The 23,507-nt window shown below is 68.7% G+C and carries 20 protein-coding genes; 13 read left to right on the forward strand and 7 right to left on the reverse strand.

What is annotated here, in order from left to right:
• Positions 1 to 44: 44 nt before the first annotated feature.
• On the reverse strand, positions 45 to 536 hold the full coding sequence (locus BLS66_RS15705; protein ID WP_049470116.1) for a methylated-DNA--[protein]-cysteine S-methyltransferase: 492 nt from the start codon (positions 534 to 536) through the stop codon (positions 45 to 47).
• Positions 533 to 2,011 (reverse strand): DNA-3-methyladenine glycosylase 2 family protein, encoded by a 1,479-nt coding sequence (locus BLS66_RS15710; RefSeq protein WP_074726272.1) that lies wholly within the window; start codon positions 2,009 to 2,011, stop codon positions 533 to 535. The genes BLS66_RS15705 and BLS66_RS15710 overlap by 4 nt, the downstream gene beginning before the upstream one ends.
• 327 nt (positions 2,012 to 2,338) lie before the next feature.
• On the opposite strand from BLS66_RS15710, the gene BLS66_RS15715 reads away from it, so the two are divergent.
• The 4 genes from BLS66_RS15715 (at position 2,339) to ubiM (ending at position 5,775) form a co-directional block, all read left to right on the forward strand.
• Positions 2,339 to 3,502 carry a COG3904 family protein gene (locus BLS66_RS15715; RefSeq protein ID WP_074726273.1) on the forward strand — a complete coding sequence of 388 codons (1,164 nt, stop codon included), beginning with the start codon at positions 2,339 to 2,341 and terminating at the stop codon, positions 3,500 to 3,502.
• A gap of 58 nt (positions 3,503 to 3,560) precedes the next feature.
• Positions 3,561 to 4,115 (forward strand): DUF4019 domain-containing protein, encoded by a 555-nt coding sequence (locus tag BLS66_RS15720; RefSeq protein ID WP_074726274.1) that lies wholly within the window; start codon positions 3,561 to 3,563, stop codon positions 4,113 to 4,115.
• Positions 4,116 to 4,126: 11 nt separating this feature from the next.
• A complete protein-coding gene (locus BLS66_RS15725) occupies positions 4,127 to 4,516 on the forward strand; it encodes an MAPEG family protein (protein ID WP_074726275.1) in 390 nt (129 codons plus the stop codon).
• An 80-nt stretch (positions 4,517 to 4,596) separates the two neighbouring features.
• Entirely contained in the window at positions 4,597 to 5,775 is a 1,179-nt protein-coding gene (ubiM, locus tag BLS66_RS15730) for a 5-demethoxyubiquinol-8 5-hydroxylase UbiM (RefSeq protein ID WP_074726276.1), read from the forward strand.
• An 11-nt stretch (positions 5,776 to 5,786) separates the two neighbouring features.
• On the opposite strand, the gene BLS66_RS15735 is transcribed toward ubiM, so the two are convergent.
• A complete protein-coding gene (locus BLS66_RS15735; protein ID WP_014036469.1) occupies positions 5,787 to 6,008 on the reverse strand; it encodes an RNA-binding S4 domain-containing protein in 222 nt (73 codons plus the stop codon).
• 265 nt (positions 6,009 to 6,273) lie between these two features.
• Between BLS66_RS15735 and BLS66_RS15740 the strand changes: the two genes are divergently transcribed.
• From BLS66_RS15740 to BLS66_RS15760, 5 genes are all read left to right on the forward strand, one after another.
• The gene (locus BLS66_RS15740) at positions 6,274 to 8,211 is read left to right on the forward strand and encodes a DEAD/DEAH box helicase (protein ID WP_074726277.1); all 1,938 of its coding nucleotides are present in this window, start codon (positions 6,274 to 6,276) and stop codon (positions 8,209 to 8,211) included.
• A 212-nt stretch (positions 8,212 to 8,423) separates the two neighbouring features.
• Positions 8,424 to 10,847: a putative bifunctional diguanylate cyclase/phosphodiesterase gene (locus BLS66_RS15745; RefSeq protein WP_074726278.1), complete on the forward strand. Its 2,424-nt coding sequence runs from the start codon at positions 8,424 to 8,426 to the stop codon at positions 10,845 to 10,847.
• Between the two features lie 107 nt (positions 10,848 to 10,954).
• Entirely contained in the window at positions 10,955 to 12,619 is a 1,665-nt protein-coding gene (locus BLS66_RS15750) for a sensor domain-containing diguanylate cyclase (RefSeq protein WP_074726279.1), read from the forward strand.
• Between the two features lie 34 nt (positions 12,620 to 12,653).
• Positions 12,654 to 13,376: a pseudouridine synthase gene (locus BLS66_RS15755; protein WP_053505407.1), complete on the forward strand. Its 723-nt coding sequence runs from the start codon at positions 12,654 to 12,656 to the stop codon at positions 13,374 to 13,376.
• A gap of 144 nt (positions 13,377 to 13,520) precedes the next feature.
• Positions 13,521 to 14,591 (forward strand): GGDEF domain-containing protein, encoded by a 1,071-nt coding sequence (locus BLS66_RS15760; RefSeq protein WP_074726280.1) that lies wholly within the window; start codon positions 13,521 to 13,523, stop codon positions 14,589 to 14,591.
• Positions 14,592 to 14,630: 39 nt separating this feature from the next.
• Here BLS66_RS15760 and BLS66_RS15765 read toward each other — a convergent pair whose 3' ends face one another.
• Positions 14,631 to 15,578, reverse strand: coding sequence for a DMT family transporter (locus BLS66_RS15765; protein ID WP_049470145.1), 948 nt, complete (start codon positions 15,576 to 15,578; stop codon positions 14,631 to 14,633).
• Between the two features lie 78 nt (positions 15,579 to 15,656).
• Here BLS66_RS15765 and BLS66_RS15770 point away from each other — a divergent pair, with 78 nt between their 5' ends.
• A complete protein-coding gene (locus tag BLS66_RS15770) occupies positions 15,657 to 16,271 on the forward strand; it encodes a Pr6Pr family membrane protein (protein WP_074726281.1) in 615 nt (204 codons plus the stop codon).
• On the opposite strand, the gene BLS66_RS15775 is transcribed toward BLS66_RS15770, so the two are convergent.
• Positions 16,192 to 17,067 (reverse strand): DUF72 domain-containing protein, encoded by an 876-nt coding sequence (locus BLS66_RS15775; protein ID WP_064237973.1) that lies wholly within the window; start codon positions 17,065 to 17,067, stop codon positions 16,192 to 16,194. The two genes, BLS66_RS15770 and BLS66_RS15775, sit on opposite strands and share 80 nt — an antisense overlap.
• On the reverse strand, positions 17,064 to 17,507 hold the full coding sequence (locus tag BLS66_RS15780) for a VOC family protein (RefSeq protein ID WP_074726282.1): 444 nt from the start codon (positions 17,505 to 17,507) through the stop codon (positions 17,064 to 17,066). The genes BLS66_RS15775 and BLS66_RS15780 overlap by 4 nt, the downstream gene beginning before the upstream one ends.
• A gap of 110 nt (positions 17,508 to 17,617) precedes the next feature.
• Here BLS66_RS15780 and BLS66_RS15785 point away from each other — a divergent pair, with 110 nt between their 5' ends.
• From BLS66_RS15785 to agp, 3 genes are all read left to right on the forward strand, one after another.
• Positions 17,618 to 19,180, forward strand: a complete 1,563-nt coding sequence (locus BLS66_RS15785; protein WP_074726283.1) for a serine hydrolase — start codon at positions 17,618 to 17,620, stop codon at positions 19,178 to 19,180.
• A gap of 157 nt (positions 19,181 to 19,337) precedes the next feature.
• On the forward strand, positions 19,338 to 21,170 hold the full coding sequence (gene smrA, locus BLS66_RS15790) for a multidrug efflux ABC transporter SmrA (RefSeq protein ID WP_074726284.1): 1,833 nt from the start codon (positions 19,338 to 19,340) through the stop codon (positions 21,168 to 21,170).
• Between the two features lie 67 nt (positions 21,171 to 21,237).
• Positions 21,238 to 22,467 (forward strand): bifunctional glucose-1-phosphatase/inositol phosphatase, encoded by a 1,230-nt coding sequence (gene agp / locus BLS66_RS15795; protein ID WP_074726285.1) that lies wholly within the window; start codon positions 21,238 to 21,240, stop codon positions 22,465 to 22,467.
• 9 nt (positions 22,468 to 22,476) lie between these two features.
• On the opposite strand, the gene BLS66_RS15800 is transcribed toward agp, so the two are convergent.
• Entirely contained in the window at positions 22,477 to 23,475 is a 999-nt protein-coding gene (locus tag BLS66_RS15800) for a polysaccharide lyase (protein ID WP_074726286.1), read from the reverse strand.
• Between the last annotated feature and the right edge of the window lie 32 nt (positions 23,476 to 23,507).

The following is a 23,507-nucleotide window of genomic DNA, read 5'->3' on the forward strand; positions in this document are numbered from 1 at the left end:
GGTCAGATCCCTTTTCCACCGGAAAAGGGATCTGACCCCGATGCTCAAGCGAACAGCGGGGCCTGGCGTTGTTCCAGTCGCAGCAGCGCGGCCTTGGTTTCCAGGCCGCCGCCGAAGCCGGTCAGCGCACCGTTGCTGCCGATCACGCGATGGCAGGGCAGGATGATCGGCAGTGGATTGCGGCCGTTGGCCGCGCCCACCGCGCGGGTCGCGCTGGGCTGGCCCAGATGCTGTGCCAGCTGCAGGTAGCTCCAGGTCTGGCCGAACGGAATCAACGCCAGTGCCTGCCAGACACGCAGCTGGAACGGAGTGCCGCGCGGTGCCAGTCGCAGGTCGAACCGGCGGCGTTCACCGTGCAGGAACTGCAGCAGCTGTTCGCGCGCTTCGGGCAACGCGTCCGGTGCGTAGTGCCAATCATCGCGCCCGCGTGCGGGGTGGCGGTTCTCCGGGAACAGCACATGCGAAAGACCGCGCTCGTCGCCGGCAATGGTCAACACGCCGATCGGGCTGTCGAAACGATCGAACAACAGGGTCATGTCGGTTCTCCAACAAAGGTGCCGGACAGGTGCCACAGGTGCAGCACGGCGTAGGCGCGCCACGGGCGCCACGGTTGCGAGCGCGCTTCGGTCGCACGTTCGCTCAGGCGCTGGCCCTGCGCGTGGCCGAGGACCTGCTGCAGTACAAGATCGCCGGCCGGGAACGCATCTGGCTGGCCGAGCCCGCGCAGGGCGATGTAATGCGCGGTCCACGGGCCGATGCCGGGCAGTGCAACGCAGCGCGCAACGAATTCCTCCACGGCCTGGCCAGGCCCGAAGTCAAGCTGGCCGCTGGCGCAGGCCGCGGCCAGTGCGCGCACGGTGGCCGCGCGGCTGCGGGGCAGGCCGATCGATTCCAGCGGCGCTTCGGCCAGCAGCGCAGGTGCCGGGAACTGGCGATCGAATGCAGGGGGCATGCCCGGCAGGTGCGCGCCGTAGGCATCGACCAGGCGCCGCGCGAAGGTGGTGGCCGCGGCCACGCTGACCTGCTGGCCGAGCACGGCACGCACACCCACCTCGAAGCCATCCCAGCCGCCGGGCACGCGCAGCCCGGGGCGTTCGGCGATGCCGCGCGCCAGCAGCGGTTCTTCGGCCAGCGCGGCATGGACCTGCTGCAGGTCGGCATCCAGATCGAACACGCGACGCACGCGGCGCACGATGTCCGGGATCAGGCGTGGATCGACTGCTCCCAGCTGCAGGCGCAGCTCCGGGCGCTTCGGGTCGGCGGTGACCCGCAGTAGGGTGGGGCGCTCGGGCGTGCCGAGCACGCGCTGGTAGCTGTCCTCGCCGATCAGCTCGATGCCGGGCAGGCTGCGCTTCCGCAGGAACGCCAGCATGCGCGCAAAATCCAGGGGGGGGCGGTAGGCCAGACGCAGAACCAGGCCGTCATCCTCTGCGGCCAACGGCGGGTGCTGGCGACGCAGTGCGCTCGGCGCCATCCCGCAGCCCTGCAGGAAGGCGGTATTGAAACGGCGCAGGCTGTTGTAGCCGGCGGCCAGTGCGACGTCGGTCACCGGCAGCATGGTTTCGGTCAGCAGCTGCTTGGCCAGCAGCAGGCGGTGGGTGGCATGGAGCTGTCCGGGCGTCGCGCCCAGGTGCTCGACAAACAGGCGCTGCAGCTGGCGCGCGCTGAGTCCGATTTTCCGCGCGAGGTCAGCGACGGCGTGTTCCTGCAGGAATCCACCGTGGATCAGCGCCAGGGCGCGCTGCACGGCCTGCCCGGCCAACGCCTGCTGCGCCTGTGGTGCCAGTTCGGGGCGGCAGCGCAGGCACGGCCGGTAGCCGGCGGCGGAGGCCGCAGCGGCGGTCGGAAAATAGCTGATGTTGCGCGGCTTCGGTGGCGGGGCCGGGCACACCGGGCGGCAGTAGATGCCGGTGCTGCGCACGGCGGTGAAGAACACGCCGTCGAAGCGTGCGTCGCGGGCCAGGCGGGCCCGATCACAGGCGGCAATGTCGAGGGCGAGAGCGGTGTCCATGCCGCCAGTCTAGGCGGGTGCGGGCGGTGATACTCGCCACATTCGGACATGGATGCTGACGCGAGTCAGGCCGGGTTGTGCCCGCGGTAGTGCGGGCCGCTGGCCGTGGTAGTGCTGGACGTTGGCCGTGGTAGTGCCGGCCGCTGGCGGTGGTAGTGCCGGCCGCTGGCCGGCAGCAATAACACGGCGTCCTGCGCGGCCGCGCGTGCGTGTCGGCCTCGTTCCACACGCTTTCCCAAGGGTCAGAGGGGTTCAGTGCCACGCGCTGAATGCGCGCCCCGGGGCGGGTAGACTGTGGCTCTTGCCCACGTGAAGACCGGTTGCCCGATGTCCGCCAAACTCCGCTGGTTGCCCCTGTTGTGCCTGGCCCTGGCGGGCTGCAGTCAGCTGGAGAATCCGGGCAACGTAACCGCAGCCGACAAGGCGGCGCGGGCACCGGCCAGCGATGGCGAGAACATGGTGTCGATCAATGCCGCCGACGCACCGCCGCCGCCGGCACCACCGCGCAGCCAGGGTGATCGGCCGTGGCCGCAGGCGCAGCTGGAGAACGGCCGCGCGTGGGTCAGTTGCAGCACCGAGTACGCCGGCGAGGCTGGCGATGGTGCCGAGCTGGAAGGCCTGCAGCGCGAGCAGATCAGCCAGGCCCTGGCACCCTGCGCCGCGCGTGGCCTGGTGCGGGTGCGCTATGCCGGCAAGATCAATCCTGGTTTCGCCGAGATGATGTGGCGGCTGGCGGTGGTCGCCGACCAGCAGAAGATCCACAAGCGCATCCTCGACCTGGATTCCAGTGGCGGCCAGGTGGAATCGGCGATCGTCGCCGGGGACAGCATTGGTGAATCGGGCTGGACCATCTGGGTGCGCGAAGGCTCGATCTGCCACAGTGCCTGCGTGTTCGTGCTGGCCGCAGGTGACAACCGCTTGCTGTCCGGCAAGGTCGGCATCCACCGCATGATGCGCATCAGTTCCAAGGCTACCTCGCGCGCGGAACTCAACCGCGAGCTGCACGAGGTCTACGACAACGTGAAGGATTACCTGCAGCGCAATGGCGTGGCCGTGGGCGTGGCCGACCTGATGATGACCGTGCCCAACCGCAGCCTGCGCCTGCTGACGCCGGAGGAGCTGCGCCAGTTCGGCCTGGACGGCACCAACGCGGTGCAGGACGATCTGGAAAGGATCAAGCAGATGCGTGCCTGCGGCGATGACTTCGTGCAGCGCAAGGATGCCTTCCTGATCGCCTTCGACCAGCAGTGCAAGCGCGACGGCGCCGACATGGAGTCGATCAACAGCTGCGGCCAGGCCCTGAAGCAGCGCTTCGGCTTCCCGGACGCGGTGTGCCCGGAAGAAAGCCCGCTGTCGGAGATCGACGTGGCGACGCTGCCGCCGGCACCGCCGGAGCCGCCGCCGGTGGCCGAACAGGCGCCAGTGAACACCGCCGCGCCCGCCGCGCAGGCTGATGCGGCAGCGGTGGAGGGCAACGCCCCGGCACGCTGACAGCATAGTCACCACGCTGGCGTAGACTGCGGTTCTCTCCAGAAAACCGGCGGTGTCCATGAAGCGCGTGCTCCTGCTGCTGTCCCTGCTGTCCCTGCTGCCCCTGACCGCATTGGCGCAGGCACCTGCGCCGGCCACGCCCGCCCCGGCCCCGGCACGCCCGGCCCCGGCCTCGCCGGCAGCCGCGAAACCGGCCACCGCCGGCACACCGGCGCTGACCGCCGCGCAGCAGGCACAGGTGCAGAAACAGGACGCGGAAATGGGCGCGGCTGCATTGAAGGCGGCGCAGCTGGTGGATGCCAATCGCGCCGGCGAATTGTGGGATGGCGCCTCCGCCGTCGCGCGTCGTGCAGTGCCCAAGGCGGCCTTCGTCAGCCAGCTGAGCGCTGAGCGCGCGCGCCTGGGGGCGCTGGCCGGTCGTGGCCAGCCGACCATTACCCGGGTCAAATACAGCGCCGGCGCTGCGGTGCCCGAAGGCCTCTACATCAACGTCAGTTTCCCGACCCGTTTCGCCAACAGCGCGCAGCCGGTGCGCGAGCTGGTTTCGTTCCGCTTCGACGAAGACCAGGTGTGGCGCCTGGCCGGCTACAGCCTGCGCGCGTCGGCGCCCTGAGGAGATGAGCGATGGCAACTGAACTGACGATGCTGGCCTGGTCGGTGCTGCTGGGTTTTGTCTACATCTTCGCCACCTCCACCGTGGTCACCCGCGAACGGGGAATGAAGTGGAATGCCTCGGCACGGGATGGCGACGCAAGGCCGCTCAGTCCGCTGGCCGGTCGCCTGCAGCGGGCCCAGGCCAACTTCCTGGAGACGTTCCCGTTCTTCGCCGCCGCGGCGATCGCGGTCGTGCTGGCCGGGCGCGGCAACGACACCACCGCGCTGGCCGCGCAGGCCTACTTCTGGGCGCGCGTGGTCTACCTGCCGCTGTACGCCGCAGGCGTGCCCTACGTGCGCAGCCTGGTGTGGCTGGTGTCGCTGCTGTCGACCCTGGCGCTGGTGTTCGCACTGCTGTGATCCGGGCCTGATCCAGATCAAGGCCGCTCAGCTGCGCGGCGCTATGCTGGCGCGGACGGGATCAACGGCAGGAGGCGCGCATGCGCAGGATGGACGTGGTGGTGGTCGGCGCCGGACCGGCGGGCCTGTGTTTCGCGCGTGCGCTGGCGGGCAATGGCCTGCAGGTCGGGCTGGTCGAAGTGCAGCCGCGCCAGGCGCTGGCCGAAGCCGCCTTCGATGGGCGCGAGATCGCGTTGACCCATGCCTCGCGGCAGAGCATGGAGCAGCTGGGGCTGTGGCAGCGCCTGCCGCAGGCCGAGGTCGCTGAACTGCGCGATGCCAAGGTGATGAACGGCAGCTCGCCGTTCGCGCTGACCTTCGCCAGCAGCCAGGTCGACGGCCAGCCGCTGGGCTGGCTGGTACCCAACCATCTGATCCGCCGTGCTGCCTGGGACGCCGTGCAGGGCCAGGATGGCCTGCACCTGTTCGACGGGCGCAAGGTGCTGGGCGCGCAGGCCGATGCGCAGGGCCACGTGGTCACGCTGGACGACGGCAGTACGCTGCACGCGCGGCTGCTGGTCGCGGCCGACAGCCGCTTCTCCGCCACGCGTCGCATGCTCGGCATCGGTGCGCAGATGCGCGACTTCGGCAAGTCCATGCTGGTATGCCGCATGCAGGTCGAGCGCGACCATCACCACACCGCCTGGGAGTGGTTCGGCTACGGCCGCACGATGGCGCTGCTGCCGCTCAACGCGGGCCAGGCATCGGCGGTGATCACGCTGCCGCCACGGCAGATCGAGGCGCTGCTGGCGATGGACGAGGTGGCTTTCGGTGAGGCCATCAGCGCCTGCTTCGAACACCGCCTGGGCCGGATGCAGCCGGTGGCCACGGCGCAGGCGTATCCGCTGGTGGGGGTGTACGCCCACCGCTTCGTCGGCGAGCGATCGGCGCTGATCGGCGATGCCGCCGTCGGCATGCACCCGGTCACCGCGCATGGCTTCAACCTGGGCCTGGCCAGCGCACAGCGGCTGGCGCAGGGCATCGTCGCGCAGCAGCGCCGCGGTGCCGACATTGCCGCCGCCGGCATGCTGGCCCGCTACCAGCGCGGTCATCGGCTGGCATCGCGTCCGTTGTACGAAGCCACCAATGCGATCGCCAGCCTGTACACCGACGATCGCCGGCCGGCACGGCTGCTGCGGGCGGCCGGCCTGCGCGTGGCGCAGGGCGTGGCACCGTTCAGGCAGTTGATCGCCACGCACCTGACCCAGCGCGTGGCCTGAACCGCTTCAGCTCAGCCGGCGGCCAGCACGCGGATCTGGCTGTCGGCGAATTCGACCACCTGGCCCGCGCGGATCTTGCAGGCCTTGCGCAGTTCGACTTCGCCGTCGACCCGCACCTGGCCTTCGCTGATGACCATCTTGGCCTCGCCGCCACTGGTGACCAGGTCGGCCAGCTTGAGCAGCTGCTTGAGTTCGACGTAGTCGCCGTCGAGGTCGAATTCGAGAATCTGCATGGAGCGCGTTCCTGGGAGGAGGGCACAGGCCAGCGGCCGGGCCGGGAAGAGGGCGCGTATTGTGCGCCAGCACGGGGCCGACGGCACGTGTGGGGAAAGCTGTATGCCTCGTTCAGCATCAATGCGGTATCATTCCGCTCTGAGCGAGTGAAATCTCCTCCGACCGAGCAGCGCCAGGGCACGCGATAAGAAGGGCGCCCAAAGCGCGGACCATCACCTTTTTTATCGCACTGCCAGGAAGACGGCAGTGCCTTCGGAGTTCCCCATGTCCCAAGATTCCCAAGCGCCGCTGCAGTTCGCGCAGCTCGGCCTGTCCGAGCCCGTGATGCAGGCGGTCACCGCCATCGGCTATGAAACCCCGTCGCCGATCCAGGCCGCTACCATCCCGGCGATGCTGGAAGGCCGCGACGTGCTGGGCCAGGCCCAGACCGGTACCGGCAAGACCGCCGCCTTTGCGCTGCCGGTACTGTCCAACATCGACCTGCAGCAGATCAAGCCCCAGGCCCTGATCCTGGCGCCGACCCGCGAACTGGCCATCCAGGTTGCCGAGGCGTTCCAGTCCTATTCGTCGAAGATTCCCGGCTTCCGCGTGCTGCCGGTGTACGGCGGCCAGCCCTACGGCCAGCAGCTGTCGGCCCTGCGCCGCGGCGTGCACATCGTGGTCGGTACCCCGGGCCGCGTGATCGATCACCTGGACCGCAGCACCCTGGACCTGTCCGAGCTGAAGACGCTGGTGCTGGACGAAGCCGATGAAATGCTGCGCATGGGCTTCATCGACGACGTCGAAGCCGTGCTGAAGAAGCTGCCGGAGCAGCGCCAGGTGGCCCTGTTCTCGGCCACCATGCCGCCGCAGATCCGTCGCATCGCGCAGACCTACCTGCAGGACCCGGTGGAAGTGACCATCGCGGCCAAGACCACCACCTCGGCCAACATCCGCCAGCGTTACTGGTGGGTGAGCGGCATGCACAAGCTGGACGCGCTGACCCGCATCCTGGAAGTCGAGCCGTTCGACGCGATGATCATCTTCGCGCGGACCAAGGCCGGCACCGAAGAACTGGCCAGCAAGCTGCAGGCCCGTGGCCTGGCCGCTGCCGCCATCAACGGTGACATGCAGCAGGCCCAGCGTGAGCGCACCATCGCCATGCTGAAGGAAGGCAAGCTGGACATTCTGGTCGCCACCGACGTGGCCGCCCGCGGCCTGGACGTGGAGCGCATCAGCCACGTGCTGAACTACGACATCCCGTACGACACCGAAAGCTACGTGCACCGCATCGGCCGTACCGGCCGTGCCGGCCGCAGCGGCGAGGCGATCCTGTTCGCCACCCCGCGCGAGAAGGGCATGCTGCGCCAGATCGAGCGCGCCACCCGCCAGCCGATCGAAGAGATGCAGCTGCCGAGCGTGGAAGCGGTCAACGACACCCGCATCAACAAGTTCACCTCGCGCATCAGCGAAACCCTGGGTGCCGGCGGCCTGGACTTCTACCGCCAGCTGCTGGAGCGCTTCGAGAACGAGCAGAACGTGCCGGCCATCGAGATCGCCGCCGCGCTGGCCAAGCTGCTGCAGGGTGACACCCCGTTCCTGCTGCAGCCGCCGGTGCGTGCCCCGCGCGAAGAGCGCGCCCCGCGCGAGCGCTTCGACCGTGGCGACCGCCCGGAGCGCGGCGATCGCTTCGACCGCAACGATCGGGGTCCGCGCTTCGAGCGTGGCCCGCGTCGTGACGACGCCGAAGGTGGTTTCGAGCCGCGTCCGCGCCGCGAGGTTCCGCCGCGTGGTGCACCGGAGCAGGGCATGGAGACCTACCGCATTTCGGTCGGCCACCAGCATGGCGTGAAGCCGGCCAACATCGTCGGCGCCATCGCCAACGAAGCCGGCCTGGAAAGCCGCTTCATCGGCCGCATCGACATCCACGACGACTTCTCGCTGCTGGACCTGCCGGCACAGATGCCGCCGGACGTGCTGTCGCACCTGCAGAAGGTCTGGGTGTCCGGCCAGCAGCTGCAGATGCGTGCGCTGGCCCCGGGTGAAGACACCAACCCGGCACCGCGTCCGTTCAAGCCGCGCTTCGACAAGCGTGGCCCGGGCGGCCCGGGTGGCCCGCGTCGTGGCGGCCCGGGTGGTCCGGCTGGCGACCGCGGCGGTGACCGCGACAGCCGCCCGCCGCGTCGTGACGGCTTCAAGCCGCGCGGCCCGCGCAGCTTCTAAGCCGCAGCCGTCCACACCACCGCCAGCCCCCGGGCTGGCGGACAGAAAAAGGGGACGGAGGGGATTAAGTCGTATTTGGCCGGCCATGCGCCTGTGCCAAGAACGACTTAATCCCCTCCGTCCCCTTTTTCGCATGGCCCACACATTGCCGGTCCTAGGCTGAGCCGGTTCCTAAGGAGGTTGTCACCGCAGCACATTCAGGGGGATCCGGGATGGGTAGGAGTGGCACGGACCAACACAGCCGGCGGGTGCCGATGACCCGGGGGCTGGGACTGCGATTTGCGTTGTTGACGGGCATGGCGATCGGACTGGTCGCTCTGTCCGCCCTGATCCAGGAACTGCAGGCGGCCTCCACTGCCTGGATCGCCGGCCAGGGCTACTGGTCGCGTGGCCAGCAGGATGCCACTGCCGCACTCAGTCGCTACCTGGCGCGCGGCGATGCCCAGGACCTGGACGACGCACGCCAGGCCCTGCAGGTGCCGTTGGGCGACCTGCAGGCGCGACTGGCGCTGGAACAGGCCGAACCGGACGAGGAAAAAGCCAGGCAGGGCTTCCTGCAGGGCGGCAACGCGCGCGCCGACATCCCACGTCTGGTGTTCTCGTTCCGCTACGCGCGCGACATCGGTGCCTTCCGCGAAGCGAGCGCGTTGTGGCGGCAGACCGATGGCGACCTGATGGCGCTGCAGCGACTGATCGATGAACTGCAGCTGCGGCACGACGGCAGCCTGGTGCCCGTTGCCACACGCGACCACTACCTGCAGCAGCTGCGTGACCTGGACCAGCGGATGAAGGTGCAGAGCCAGGCGTTCTCGCAGGCACTGCTGCGGATGGCCACGCTGGTGCGGCTGGCGACCCTGATGGTCGCGGGCCTGTCGGTGCTGGCGATCAGCCTGATGGCGGTCGCCCTGGCGCGCCGCGTCGGCAAGGACCTGACCGAGCACGAGAGCCGTTTCCGCGCAGCGTTCTACCAGGCCAACGTCGGCATGCTCAAGCTCGACACCGAAGGCAAGGTGATCGAGGCCAACCAGGCGATGGCCGATATCCTCGACCATCGCCGCGACGTGCTGCTGCAGCTGTCGCTGGGTGACCTGCTGATGGACGGTGAGCTGGTCATCGACGGAGTGGGGCGCATCGACTGGGACCGCCAGCTGCGGCCGAGCGAACTGCGCTTCCGCCGTCGCGACGGCAGCCTGGTCTGGGGCCGCTGGAGCGGCACCGGGGTGCGCAGCGCCGGGGGCGGGTTGTCGGTGTTCGCCATCATCGAAGACGTCAGCCAGAACCATGCCCTGGCGCGCGAGATCGAACACCACGCCAGCCATGATCCGCTGACGGGCCTGATCAACCGCCGCGAGATCGAGCGGCTGCTGGAACGCGCGCTGCTGCAGGTGCGCAGCGAGGGCGGCACGCATGCGCTGTGCTACATCAACCTGGACCACTTCAAGCTGGTCAACGACAGCTTCGGCCACGCCGCCGGCGACCAGATGCTGCGCAGCTTCGCCGACTACCTGGTGGCGGCAGTGCGCGATGGCGACTGGGTGGGCCGGCTGGGTGCGGACGAGTTCGCGGTGTTCCTTGCCCATGCCGGGCAGGACGAGGCCAAGCGCGTGCTGCAGCGGGTGATCCGCAATCTGGGGCAGGCGACGTTCCCGATCAGCGAAGGCAGCCCACAGCTGAGCTGCAGCATCGGCGTGGTCGAGGTCAGCGCCGAGGCACCGGATGTGAACTGGTTGATGAGCGCCGCCGACAGCGCCTGCTACGCGGCCAAGCAGGCCGGCCGCAACCGCGTGCACTGCTTCAACGAAGACAGAATGGCACTGGAGGAGCGGCGCCAGGAAGCCGAGCGCCTGCAGGGCGTCAGCCTGGCCTTGGCCGAGAACCGCATGGTGCTGTACGCGCAGCGCATCGCCCGCGTCGGCGATCCCAGCTACCTGCACTATGAGGTCCTGGTGCGCATGCGCGGCAGCGATGGCAGCCTGCACCTGCCAGGCCAGTTCATGCCGGCGGTGGAGCGCTACGGAATGGCCGTGGCGCTGGACCGGCACGTGCTCGGCCTGCTGTTCCGGCATCTGCAGGTATGCCCGGCGCACGTGCGGCAGCTGGGACTGTGCAACGTCAACGTGTCGGCGCAGTCGATCGCCGAGCCCGGCTTCCTTGCCTTTGTCCGCGACCTGCTGGAGCGCAACCGCGCGCTGGCCGCCAAGCTGTGCTTCGAGATCACCGAAACGGCGGCGATCAGCAACCTCAGCCAGGCGCGCGCCTTCATCGACGCGGTGAAGGCACGGGGGTGCCGGATGGCCCTGGATGATTTCGGCTCCGGCCTGTCCTCGTTCGGATACCTGCGCCAGTTGCCGGCCGATATCCTGAAGATCGACGGGGCATTCGTGCGCGACATGGATACTGATCCGGTCAGCCATGCCACGGTGCGCGCGATCAGTGAGCTGGGGCGCGAGCTGCAGATGGAGGTGGTGGCCGAATGGGTGGAGACCGCCGAAGTGGCCGCCGCGTTGACCCGGCTCGGGGTGCAGGGCCTGCAGGGCTATGCGATCGAGCGGCCGCAGCCGCTGGAGCGGATGACCCTGGCCGACCTGCGGCCGGTGCGCCTGGTGGCGGTGAAGGGGCCGCCCGCCGCTGGCTGAACCTGACAGCGACCTTGGTCTACACGTGGGCGGTGGCCGTGGCTGCGATAATGCCCGCCAGGGGCGACGTGCAGTGGGCGCGGGCGTAAGCAGGAAACGGGACTGGCGTGGGCGGCAGGCAGTGGCAGTACGGAACAGGAGCGGTGCTGGTCGTGCTGCTGGTGTGGTTGGCGACGCCGTGGCCGTTGTGGGCCGCCGCAGCCGAAGCCGGGCGCGACTATCTGCTGGTCGGTGCAGGCACCGATGAGCCGACCCCGCATCGCGCATGCACGGCGGCCATGCTGGCCGGTTCGCGGCAGCAGGTGCTGGTGCCCGCGCCGCCGGAAGGCTGGTCAGGCCAGCCGCAGGCACTGGACGTGTTCAATGTGTTCGCCGGCGAAGTCCGCGTGCAGCACGGTGATCGCGAAATCTGCGGCAACATGCACGATGCCCGTACCCGAGACTCACGCTTCCGCGCCGGCATCGGGCTGGTGGCGGTGCCGCCGGCGGGCAGCCACGAACCGTTCCGGGTTTCGTGGCAGACACCGCTGAAGGCGCGCTGGGTACCGACCCTGCGGTTGGGGGCGCCCAGCCCGGTGCAGCAGAACGATACCGCCCGCCTGCTGGTGCGCGCGGCCTGCATCGCCGTGGCAATCGCGCTGGCATTGTCGGCACTGATGGCCTTCCTCACCACCCGCGACCGCAGTTTTCTGGTCTACATCGCCGGTACCACCGTGCTGGTGCTGTGGCAGGCCATCCTCGGAGGGCTGAGCGGCTACCCCGAGCCCTGGCTGCCGGTAGGTGAGCGCAGCGCGTGGTGGCTGCTGGCATTGACCGCGGCGTCCCAGGCGCTGGTGCTGCCGGCGTTGTGGCGCCTGAACGGCGGTGACCGCCTGCTGCCGGCTTCGCGTCCATTGCAGCGGCTGGCGCTGTGGGGACTGCTGCTGCTGGCCGTACTGGTGCCCTGGCTGCCGTGGCGCAGCCTGGCCTGGGTGGCGCAGGGCTTGCAGCTGTCCTACCTGCTCGGCTGTGGCCTGGCGCTGGCAGTCGGAGTGTGGGCGCGGCTGCGCGGCGATCGCTGGGCGCAGGCAGGGCTGGCCGCGCTGGCACCGATGCTGGTACTGATCCTGGCCGATGCCTGCCGCGCCGGGTGGTTGCTGGAATACCGCGTGGAAGCCCTGCAGCTGGCGGTGACCTGGCTGCTGATGATGGCCGCCTATGCGCTGAACCAGCGGCTGGGCCGACTGCGCCAGCAGCGCGATGAACTGCGCCAGCTGGCCGAAACCGATGGCCTGACCGGCCTGCCCAACCGCCGCGCCGGGCTGCAGCAGCTGGCCCAGCACCTGGAGCGGGTGGATCGCGAGCGCGGCCCGCTGGTGATCGGTTTTCTCGATATCGACCTGTTCAAGGACATCAATGACCGCCACGGCCACGCCGTGGGCGACCAGGTGCTGGTGGCGGTGGCGCGTGCGTTGCGGTCCGCGGTCCGCAGCCAGGACCAGGTGGTGCGGATGGGCGGCGAGGAATTCCTGCTGCTGATGCCGGGGATGCCCCGCGAGGCCGCTTCGGCCCGCCTGGATCGCCTGCGCCAGCACATCACCGAGGCCGGTCGGGCGTTGCAGGTGCCCGGGCTGGAGGTGACCGCCAGCATCGGCCTGGCGCAATGGCGGCCGGGCGAGGACGACCTGGCCGCGCTGCTGCGCCGCGCCGACCACGCCATGTACGTGGCCAAGCGCGCCGGCCGCAACCGCGTATTCGACGGCGAAGCGCTCGATCCGCCCGGGCTCGCATGAAGCGCCGCGCGCGGCAATGCCGGATAATGGGCCGATGACCACCCGACTCAACAAACATATCGCCGACACCGGCTTCTGCTCCCGCCGCGAGGCCGATCGCCTGATCGCCGCCCGCCGGGTCACCGTCAACGGCCATCCGGCCGGCACCGGCGCGGTGGTGGGCGAGGACGACCAGGTGCTGGTCGACGGCCAGCCGCTGCGCGCGCGCGTGGCCCGCAAGCCCGGCGCCCGCCGCCACGTCTACATCGCGCTGAACAAGCCGGTCGGCGTCACCTGCACCACCGAAACGTCGGTCAAGGGCAACATCGTCGACTTCGTCGGCCATGAACAGCGCATCTTCCCGATCGGCCGCCTCGACAAGGACTCCGAAGGCCTGATCCTGATGACCAGCAACGGCGACATCGTCAACCAGATCCTGCGTGCCGAGAACGGCCACCAGAAGGAGTACCTGGTGGCGGTGAACAAGCCGGTCACCGATGAGTTCCTGCGCGGCATGGCCCGCGGCGTTCGCATCCACGACCAGATGACGCTGCCGTGCAAGACCTCGCGCATCGCCAAGTTCGGTTTCCGCATCACCCTGCAGCAGGGCCTGAACCGGCAGATCCGCCTGATGGCCGCCGAGTTCGGCTATCGGGTGACCCAGCTGCGCCGCGTCCGCATCGACAACATCAAGATCGGCGCGCTGAAGCCGGGCCAGTGGCGCAACCTGACCGAGCAGGAACTGCAGGGCCTGCTGCCGAAGCAGCTGGACTGGTAACGCGCGGGAGTGCCGGCCGCTGGCCGGCTGCATCCAGCATTGAATGAGCGCGGGATGCCGGCCAACGGCCGGCACCACCCAGGGTGCAGATTGGGGACTGGCATCCGCTAGACTTTGCGGTGACCTGCCGGAACGTGACGCTGCATGATCAAGCCCGACAAGCCTGCCAACGAAGCTCTGAGGCTCGAGGCGCTGTACCGCTACCGCATCCTTGATTCGGAACGTGAAAAATCCTTCGACGACCTGGTGGTGATCGCCAAGGCGGTCTGTGGCACCTCGATGGCGGCGGTGACCCTGATCGATGTCGAGCGGCAATGGTTCAAGTCGATCCAGGGCATCGATGCGGCAGAAAACCTGCGCAGCGAATCGATGTGCGGCCACGCCATCCTGCAGCCGCAGCAGATCATGGTGGTCGAGGATGCACTGCAGGACATCCGCTTCCACGACAACCCGGTGGTGGTGGGTGATCCGCACATCCGTTTCTATGCCGGTGCGCCGCTGATCAGTTCCGATGGCTTGCCGCTGGGCACGCTGTGCGTGTTCGATGCGCAGCCGCAGCACCTGGCCAGCGACAAGGCCGAGGCGCTGGCTGCGCTGTCGCGGCAGGTGATGCTGGTGATGGAGCTGCGCCGCTTCGCGCTCGACATCCAGAAGCACATGCTGGAACGCGATGACTACGAACGCCTGCTGTCGGAGTACCAGGACGTGCTGTTGGCGCAGAATGCCGACCTGGCCGCGCAGAGCCGCACCGATGCGTTGACCGGCCTGCCGAACCGCCGCGCGATGGCGGCGGCGCTGGAAGAGGCCGTTGCGCCAAGCGGAGACCTGCCCGGTGTGGCGTGCGTGGCGCTGCTGGACGTCGACCACTTCAAGCACATCAATGACTTCCAGGGCCACGCCACCGGCGACCGCGTGCTGGCCGAGCTGGGCGTGCTGCTGCGCTCGCACTTCGCCGGCCGTGGCATGGCCGCGCGCTACGGCGGCGAGGAGTTCGTGGTGGTGATGCCGGCGACCGACCTGCGCACCGCCGAACTGCAATGCGAATTCCTGCGCCTGGCGGTGGCCGACCTGCCGCTTGGCTTCCCGGTCACGATCAGCATCGGCGCTGCCCAGCACCAGCCAGGGGAGACCGTGGATGAAATGCTGGCACGCGCCGACAAGGCGCTGTACCGGGCCAAGGGCAATGGCCGCAACCGGGTGGAACGGGCGGACTGAATCAGCACCGGCCCACTACCACCACCTGCGTGGCTGCGCTCAATCGGCGATGTTGCGCGCCTCGGCCGTGCCAAGGATTTCCGGATGCTGCACCGGCTTGCGGCGGTTCAGCAGTGGATGCAGGAATACCGCGCCGACGATGATCGCCACGCCCAGGTAGAACCACGGGGTCACCTCGTGCTGTTCGCGCAGCAGCACCACCGCCAGCACCACCGCATAGACCGGCTCCAGGTTGGTCACCAGCTGCACCGTGTAGGCGCTCAGGTGGCGCAGCGCGACCAGGGCCAGGGCAAACGGCAGCAGCGTGCAGAACCCGGCCAGCACCAGCAGCAGGATGCCGTCGTGCAGATTCGGGACCACCCATAGCGGGCTGGCCAGCGCGGGCAGCAGGAACGGCATCAGCGGCGCCAGCAGGGTCAGGGTCAGGGTGCCGGCACCCAGTTCCAGCGCGGTGACCGTAAGTGGATCGGCGTGGCTGACCATGCGCTTGTTGAGCGAACCGAACACGGCCACCAGCAGCGCCGACAGCGCACCGATCAACACGCCCAGGCGCATGCCATCGGGCACGCCGCCGACCACCAGCGCAACGCCCGGCAGCACCGCCAGGCCGAACGCCAGTTCACGCAGCTGGAACGGCCGCTTGGCGACCCAGGGTTCGATGATGGAGGTGAACACCGGCGCCAGCGCGATGCAGGTGGCCGCCACCGAGGCATTGGCCAGCTTCACCGCGCCGTAGAACGTCAGCCAGTGCAGGGCCACCAGCGCACCGATGCCGGCGTAGCCGGCCACCAGCCGCAGTGGCAGCGTGCGCAATCCTCGCCAGACCCGCGGCAGCAACGCCAGCATCGCCGTCACCAGCAGCATGCGCCACCACACCAGCGGCAGTGCGGGCAGGGTGATCAGCTTGCCGAGGATGGCGGTGACGCCCCACAGCAGGACACAGAAGTGGATCTGCCACAGCGCTTTGCGGGTGTCGGGTGTGCTCATCCGCCTATTGTGAGGCAATCGCGCGGCAGCCGGCGATGCCTGTGGCATGCTCGCGGAAACCTGCCCCGGGATCCCGCCATGGCTGCCGACCGCTCCGTCCTGCGCACCTGGGCCGCGCTGACCGCACTGATCGCCGCCGCGTCGTTGCTGCTGCAGTACCTGCTGCTGGTGCGCGGGGCAGGCGCAGGGGCCGGGATCGGCACGGTGACGCTGCGCTTCTTCGGCTACTTCACCATCCTCAGCAACCTGGCGGTGTGCGTGGGATGCGTCAGGCTGGTGCGTGCGGGCGTGCTGGGCACGACGGTCGCCGCAGTGCTCGCGTTGTGCATCGGGGTGACGGCCTGCGTCTACGTGCTGGCGCTGCAGGGCCTGTGGCAGCCCAGCGGATTGCAGTGGTGGGTCGATGCCGGCCTGCACTACGCGGTACCGGCGCTGTACCTGCTGGGGTGGTGCTGGCTGCTGCCGCATGGGGCGCTGCGCTGGCGCGCGCTGGGCACGGTGCTGTGGGTGCCGCTGATCTACCTGGGGTGGGCGATGTGGGTGGCCGTTGTGACAGGGCAGGCGCCGTATCCGTTCCTGGAACTGCAACGGCTGGGGCTGGCCGCGTTCCTGCTCAACGTGCTGCGCGTGGCGGGCGTGTTCGTGACGGGGTGGACGCTGCTGTGGGGGCTGGATCGCTGGCGTCGTCAATGAGGCGCTGAAGGGCCATCGCCGCGGCCGGATTGCGTGCCTTGCCCGCACCGATGCACAGCAGGTAGACCTCGCGTGGTGCGAGCGCGGCTGGCTTGGCCAGGCAGGGCAGGTCGTCTACCGGCTCGCCGCGGGACCAGCGCTGCGCACGCTCGGCCCAGCGCCGCTGCACCGGGGCGGGCAGCCCCTCCTTCAAGCGGGCCTGGCTGCGCTTGATCCGTGCGTAGACGAAGCCGGCACTGACATCGCCGTGTAACGGCGCCTCGTCGCTGTCTTCGATCACCAGCGCCACGCCGTGGCGGCGCGCGGCGGCGACCAGTGCCGGACCATGTGCCGCGGCGTTGCGCACCTCCAGCGCGTGCTGCAGCGGCACACCCTGCAGCTGCTTGGGAAGCTCAGCCATCAGCCGATCCAGCGCCTCGGCATCGGCCGGATGGCGTGGATCGAACTGCCACAGCAACGGGCCGAGCCGGTCACCCAGCGCCAGCGCCGCCTCCAGGAAGGGCGCGGCCGCGTCCACGGTGCTGGACAGGTCGCGACGCTGGACCAGGTAGCGTGGCGCCTTCATCGAGAAACGGAAGCCCTGTGGCGTCTGCGCTGCCCACTGCGCGCACTGGCCAGGGGTGGGCGTGCGGTAGAAGGTGCCATTGATCTCGATGCAGCGCAGGGCGCGACTGGCGTGGGCCAGTTCCTCGCGCTGTGGCAGCCCTGCCGGATAGAACACGCCGCCGCGCCACGCGGGAAACACCCAGCCACCGATGCCACAGCGGATCTCCGCCGGGTGCGACGACGCGATCACTGGCCGTGGTCCTCGCGCCACGGGTCGTAGCTGCCAAACCACCACAGGTAGCCTTCCGGATCGGCGCAGGCGTAGCCACGACCGCCGTAGTCCTGGTCGGCGATGTCGATGACGATGCGCGCGCCGGCAGCCTTGGCCCGGGCATAGTGCGCGTCGGCATCGCTGACGATCACGCAGGCGCTCTGGGTCTGGCGCCCGCCGACTTCGCCGGGCAGTACCGCGTGTTCGCTCCATGCGCTCTGGTTACCGGCCGAGCCCAGCATGATCATGCCGGTGCCGAAGGTCATCTGGGCGTGGAACACGGTATCGCCGTCGGCGTATACGGCCTGGGCATGGAAACCGAAGGCGCGCTGCAGCCAGTCGATGGCGGCCAGCGCATCGCGGTAGCGCAGGCATGGAATGATGGTGGAGCCCTTGCTGGACTGCCCGTTCTGTCCCATGACACCCCTCCTATGGCACAGGGCAGGGTGCATCGGCGACCGTTACCATCCCGCGAAACCCCGGTGACGGCCTGCACACGGCCGCCACCCCTGTTCGGAGATCGTGCTGCATGAACACCTGGATTGGAGGAGCCGTGCTGCTGGCGTGCACGACCATGGCGAGCGCGGCGACCCCGCCGCCGCTGCAGGATCTGGATGCGACCGTCGAGCGCGTGCGCGCGCAGTTCGACGTGCCCGGCATCGCGGTGGCCGTGGTCAAGGACGGCGAGGTGGTGCTGGAGCGCGGCTGGGGCGTGCGCGAGCAGGGCAAGCCGGAGCCGGTGCAGGCCGACACGCTGTTCGCCATTGCCTCCAATACCAAGGCGTTCACCGCCACTTCGCTGAACCTGCTGGCCGAGGACGGCAAGCTGAAGATGGACGACAAGGTGATCGAGCACCTGCCATCGTTCCGCATGTCCGATCCCTTCGTGACCGGGCAGATGACGATCCGCGACCTGCTCTCGCACCGCAGTGGACTGAGCCTGGGCGCCGGCGACCTGCTGTTCTGGCCGACCACCTCCTACAGCAACGCCGAAGTGGTGGAGCGGCTGGGCAGGGTGCCGCTGAAGGGCGGCTTCCGCGAAAACTATGCCTACGACAACATCCTGTACGCGGTGGCCCAGCAGGTGATCGAACATGTCTCCGGCATGAGCTACCAGCAGTTCCTGCAGACCCGCATCTTCGACAAGGCGGGCATGGCCGGCACGCGCTACAACGCCGACCACCTGAAGCCGGGCGACAAGGCCGCGGTCGGCCATGCCAAGTACGATTTCAAGGACCTGCGCACCGTCGCGCCGCTGACCTGGTCGAACAATGCCGGTGCCGGTGGCATCTATTCCAGCGCGCACGATATGGCGCGCTGGATGCAGGTGCAGCTGGCCGAGGGCAAGCTTGCCGATGGCACGGTGCTGTTCAGTGAAAAAAGCCAGCAGCAGATGTGGCGGATGATCACCCCGCAGTCGATCCCGGCGCCGAGCGTGCCGGAGCTGGCACCGGCACGGGCCAATTTTGCCGGCTATGGCGAGGGCTGGAGCCTGAGCGATTACCGTGGACGCAAGCTGGTATGGCACACCGGCGGCTGGCCGGGCATGGTCTCGCGGCTGACCCTGGTGCCGGGCGAAAAGCTGGGCGTGGTGGTGCTGACCAACCAGGAAGTGGGCGCGGCGTTCAACGCGATCACCCTGAGCGTGCTTGATGCCTATATGGGCGGCGACAAGCACGACTGGGTGGACGCCTATGCCAAGGCCGTGGCCAAGGGCCAGGACAAGGCCGACGAGGCCTGGGCCAAGCATCAGAGCGCGCGCGACAAGGGCAGCAGGCCGTCGCTGGCGCTAGCCGGCTACACCGGCACGTTCCGCGACCGCTGGTATGGCGACATGCAGGTCAGTGCCGCAGGCAAGGGCCTGCGCCTGCGCTTCATGAAGACCGCGCAGCTGAGCGGCCGCCTGGAGCACTGGCAGCACGACACCTTCATCGTGCGCTGGGACGACCGTTCGCTCAACGCCGACGCGTTCGTGAACTTCAGCCTGGATCCGGATGGCAAGGTGCGCGAGGTACGGATGCAGTCGATTTCCGACCTGACCGACTTCAGCTTCGATTTCCAGGACCTGCTGTTCACCCCGGTCAGGGAGTGAGGCTGGTGCCGGCCGCTGGCCGGCAACCCGATGATCCCCGGATGCGTCGCGAGGCTGCCGGCCAGCGGCCGGCACTACCGGAGCCGCGGGTGACCGTCGGCTGGCGTACACATCCGTCGTGGGATACTCCGCCGCTTGCAAGAGGCGAGGGAATGCGATGTTCCGTTGGTTTGAATCCCTGATTCCAGTGTTCCCGCCCGTGGATGGGCGCATGCCACCGCGCAAGGTGCTGCCGTTCTACCTGCACTACCTGCGCCCGGTGTGGCCGGTGCTGCTGGCGACGCTGATCGCCGGCCTGCTGCTGGCGCTGGTGGAAGTGGCGATGTTCGATTACCTGGGCCGCATCGTCGACATGGTCGCCGAGCAGCCCGGTGCCGATTTCTTCAGGCGCCATGCCAATGAACTGGGCTGGATGCTGTTCATCACGGTCATCGCGCGGCCGATCCTGGTCGGCCTGCACAACCTGCTGGTCAATCAGGCCATCGTGCCCGGCCTGAGCAACCGCTCGCGCTGGCTGATGCACAACTACGTGGTGCGGCAGAGCCTGAGCTTCTTCCAGAACGACTTTGCCGGCAGCGTTGCCAACCGGGTGATGCAGACCGGTACCTCGCTGCGCGAGTCGGCGGTGCAGATGGTCGACTCGCTCTGGTACATCGTGGTCTATACCGGCACCGCGCTGTACCTGTTCGCGCAGGCCGACTGGCGGCTGATGGTGCCACTGATCCTGTGGCTGCTGGCCTACGCGGTGATCCTGGTCTACTTCGTCCCGCGCGCGAAGGAACGGGCCTGGATTGCGTCCGAAGCGCGTTCCAAGGCGATGGGCCGCATCGTCGATGGCTACACCAACATCCCCACGCTGAAGCTGTTCGCCCACGGCGGACGCGAGCAGGCCTACGTGGCCGAGTCGATCCAGGAGCTGGCAGTCAAGCACCGCGCGCAGACCCGGGTGACCACCGGCATGGACCTGACCATCGCCATCGTCAACGGTTTCCTGATTGCCGGTACCTGTGGCCTGGCCCTGTGGCTGTGGAATGGCGGCCACATCACCGTCGGCGCGATCACGCTCGCGACCGGCCTGGTGATCCGCATCCACAACATGTCCGGCTGGATCATGTGGACCATCAACGGCATCTTCGAGGACATCGGCACGGTACAGGATGGCATCACCACCATCGCCCAGCCGCTGACCGTGCAGGACCGCGAGGATGCGATACCGTTGCAGGTGACCCGCGGTGGCGTGCACTTCCAGGACATCCACTTCCACTATGGCAAGAAGGGCGGCGTGATCGCCGGCCTCGACCTGGTGGTGAAGCCGGGTGAGAAGATCGGCCTGGTCGGTCCCTCGGGCGCCGGCAAGTCGACCCTGGTCAACGTGCTGCTGCGCCTGTACGACCTGGAGAGCGGCCGCATCCTGATCGACGGTCAGGACATTGCCCACGTCACCCAGGAAAGCCTGCGCCAGCAGATCGGCGTGGTCACCCAGGACACCTCGCTGCTGCATCGCTCGATCCGCGACAACCTGTTGTATGGCCGTCCAGACGCAACCGAAGAGCAGTTGCGCGCTGCCGTGGCCAAGGCGCGTGCCGAAGCCTTCATCGACACGCTGGTGGACGGGCAGGGGCGTCGCGGCTACGACGCGCATGTCGGCGAGCGTGGCGTGAAGCTCTCCGGCGGCCAGCGCCAGCGCATCGCCATTGCCCGCGTGCTGCTGAAGGACGCCCCGATCCTGGTGCTGGACGAAGCCACCTCGGCGCTGGACTCGGAAGTGGAAGCGGCGATCCAGGACAGCCTGGATGAGCTGATGGGCGGCAAGACGGTGATCGCGATCGCGCACCGGCTGTCGACCATCGCGCGCATGGACCGGCTGGTGGTGATGGACCAGGGCCGCATCGTCGAGACCGGCAGCCATGCCGAGCTGATTGCCGCCGGTGGCCTGTACGCACGGTTGTGGGCGCGGCAGACCGGTGGTTTCGTGGCGGCCGATCAGTAACGGTTTCGGAGTCGGATCCTTTTCAGGAGGAAAGGGCTCTGACCCCGGCGTGTCTCAGGAGACCTGCATGATCCGATGCCTGCGCCCACTGCTGCTGGCACTTGGTTTGGCCACAACGGCCGCCGCCGCGGCGACGGCACCCGTGCAAGGCGAACAGCTCGAGCAGGTCGTCCTGCTCAGCCGCCACAACCTGCGCGCGCCGGTGGTCGCGTCGGGCGCCCTGGCCCATGCCACGCCAGAGCACTGGACACCCTGGGACGTAAGCCCCGGCGAGCTGACCACCAAGGGCGGCGTGCTGGAGGTCTACATGGGCCGCTACATCGGCCAGTGGCTGCGCCAGGCGCAGCTGCTGCCGGGGTCGGGTTGCCCGCAGCGGGCTGACTTCCACGCCCATGCCAACAGCCTGCAGCGCACCCAGGCCACCGCGCAGTTCTTCGTTGCCGGCGCATTCCCGGGTTGTCATGTGGAGGTCGAGCAGCGCAGGGCGCTGGGCACGATGGATCCGTTGTTCAATCCGGTGATCCACCGTGACGACGCGGCCTTCCGCAAGCGCGCGCTGGCGGCAATGCAGCAGGCGCTGGCCGCAGCAGATCTGGCACCGGCACTGTCCGTGGTGGAGGCGATCACCCTCTACCCGCAGTCGGCGGCCTGTGCGGGGCGCAGCGACTGCCATCTGACGCTGGCCGACACGACCTTCAGTGCGGAGCCGGGCAAGGAGCCACGCGCTTCGGGTTCACTGGCACTGGCCAGCGGTCTGGTCGATGCCCTGCTGATGGAGCATTACCAGGGAAGTGGCGTTCCGCGCGAAGGTTGGGGCCGCTTGAACGCGGAACGCCAATGGCAGGCGTTGGCGCGTATCCGTAACGGCTACCAGGACATCCTGTTTGGCACCCCTGACGTGGCACGGGACGTGGCCGCGCCGCTGCTGGCGGAGCTCGATGCCTTGTTCGACGATCCGGCGTCGCCCAGGGTGAGCCTGCTGGTCGGCCACGATTCGAACATCGGTTCGGTGCTGGCCGCAATGGGAATCGGTGACTACCGGCTGCCAGGGCAGTACGAGAAGACGCCCATTGGTGGCCTGCTGCAGTTCGAGCGTTGGCGTGACCGCCGGAGCGGTGGCGAGCGGTTCCGCTTGGCCTACGTCTATCCGACCTCCGCGCAGCTACGCGATGCCGTGCCGCTGACCGAGGCGCAGCCGCCGGGGCGCGTCGTGCTGTCCTTGCCAGGCTGCAATCGGCAGGGCTGCAGCCCTGCGCAGTTCAAGCACCTGCTGCAGCGGGGCCGTCGCTGGAACTGAAACAGAGGGCTATCGCAGCGGTGTGCGCACGATGCCCTGCGCGGCCATCAGCGTGAGGTCGCCGCCCAGCCGTGGCGAGTGGAACGGTCCGCGCGCATGCGCGGCGTCGAACACGCCGCCATCCGGTGAGCGCAGGCGGTAGAACTCGACCCAGCCGCTGGCCTGCAGGGGCAACTGGGCAACGCCGGTGTGCTGGTTGAACCATGCAGGGTCCCTGCTGCCTTCGATGACCCGTCGCGCCAGGCGGTCGATCGCGTGATCCCTGCTCGCATACCAGTCCTGGCCGCGCAGACGCGCCAGCTCGGCCATCATCACCAGTGGCGCCAATGCGTAGTCGTGGTAGTGCAGGGCCCGTTGCCCGCGGGCCATCTCCAGCGGCAGGCTGCCATCGTCCTGGATGTCATCGATGCCCTTCTGGAACGCGGCGTGGCCGGCCTGCCACAGCGCGTCGTCGTCGGTGGCCAGTCCGGTGGCCAGCACGCCCAGGCCGCCCCAGTAGTAGTGGTTGTTGCGGCGCCGTTTCGGGTTGTCCCAGTACCCCAGGTTGGCCCGTGCCAGCTTCTGCAGCCAGGGATCGATGCGCGCACGCTGGCGGCCATCGGCCTGGTCGTGCACTTTCAGGTAGGCCATCGCCACTGCATCGAGCATCCATTGCCGCATGTAGAACGACTGATCGTTGTTGACCCGGATCATCTGCCCGAGCATGGCACCATCGTCGGCCCACGCCCCCAGCCAGTTCAGCGTGCACTGTGCGGCTGCCGGGTCACCGTCGCGCAGGTAGTCATCGCTCATGCGCGCCACGTCGGCGGCATAGCGGTCCAGCGGTGCAGTGGCGTCCTTGTTCTGCTGCTGCAGTGCCGGGTCGATCACCGAGCCGACCTTGTCGGTGTAGTAGCCAAGCGCGCGGATGTCCGGCTGGCCGGGCGGCGGCGCGGGGCAGGCGGCGAAGGCACCCGCACTGGCCAGCAGCGTGGGCAGCAGGGCGAGGCGAAGCAAGGGGAGAGACATTGGAAACCGGCGGAAGGAGGAATCCGGCGAAC

It is taken from the genome of Stenotrophomonas pavanii, from assembly GCF_900101175.1.
Lineage (GTDB): Bacteria > Pseudomonadota > Gammaproteobacteria > Xanthomonadales > Xanthomonadaceae > Stenotrophomonas > Stenotrophomonas pavanii.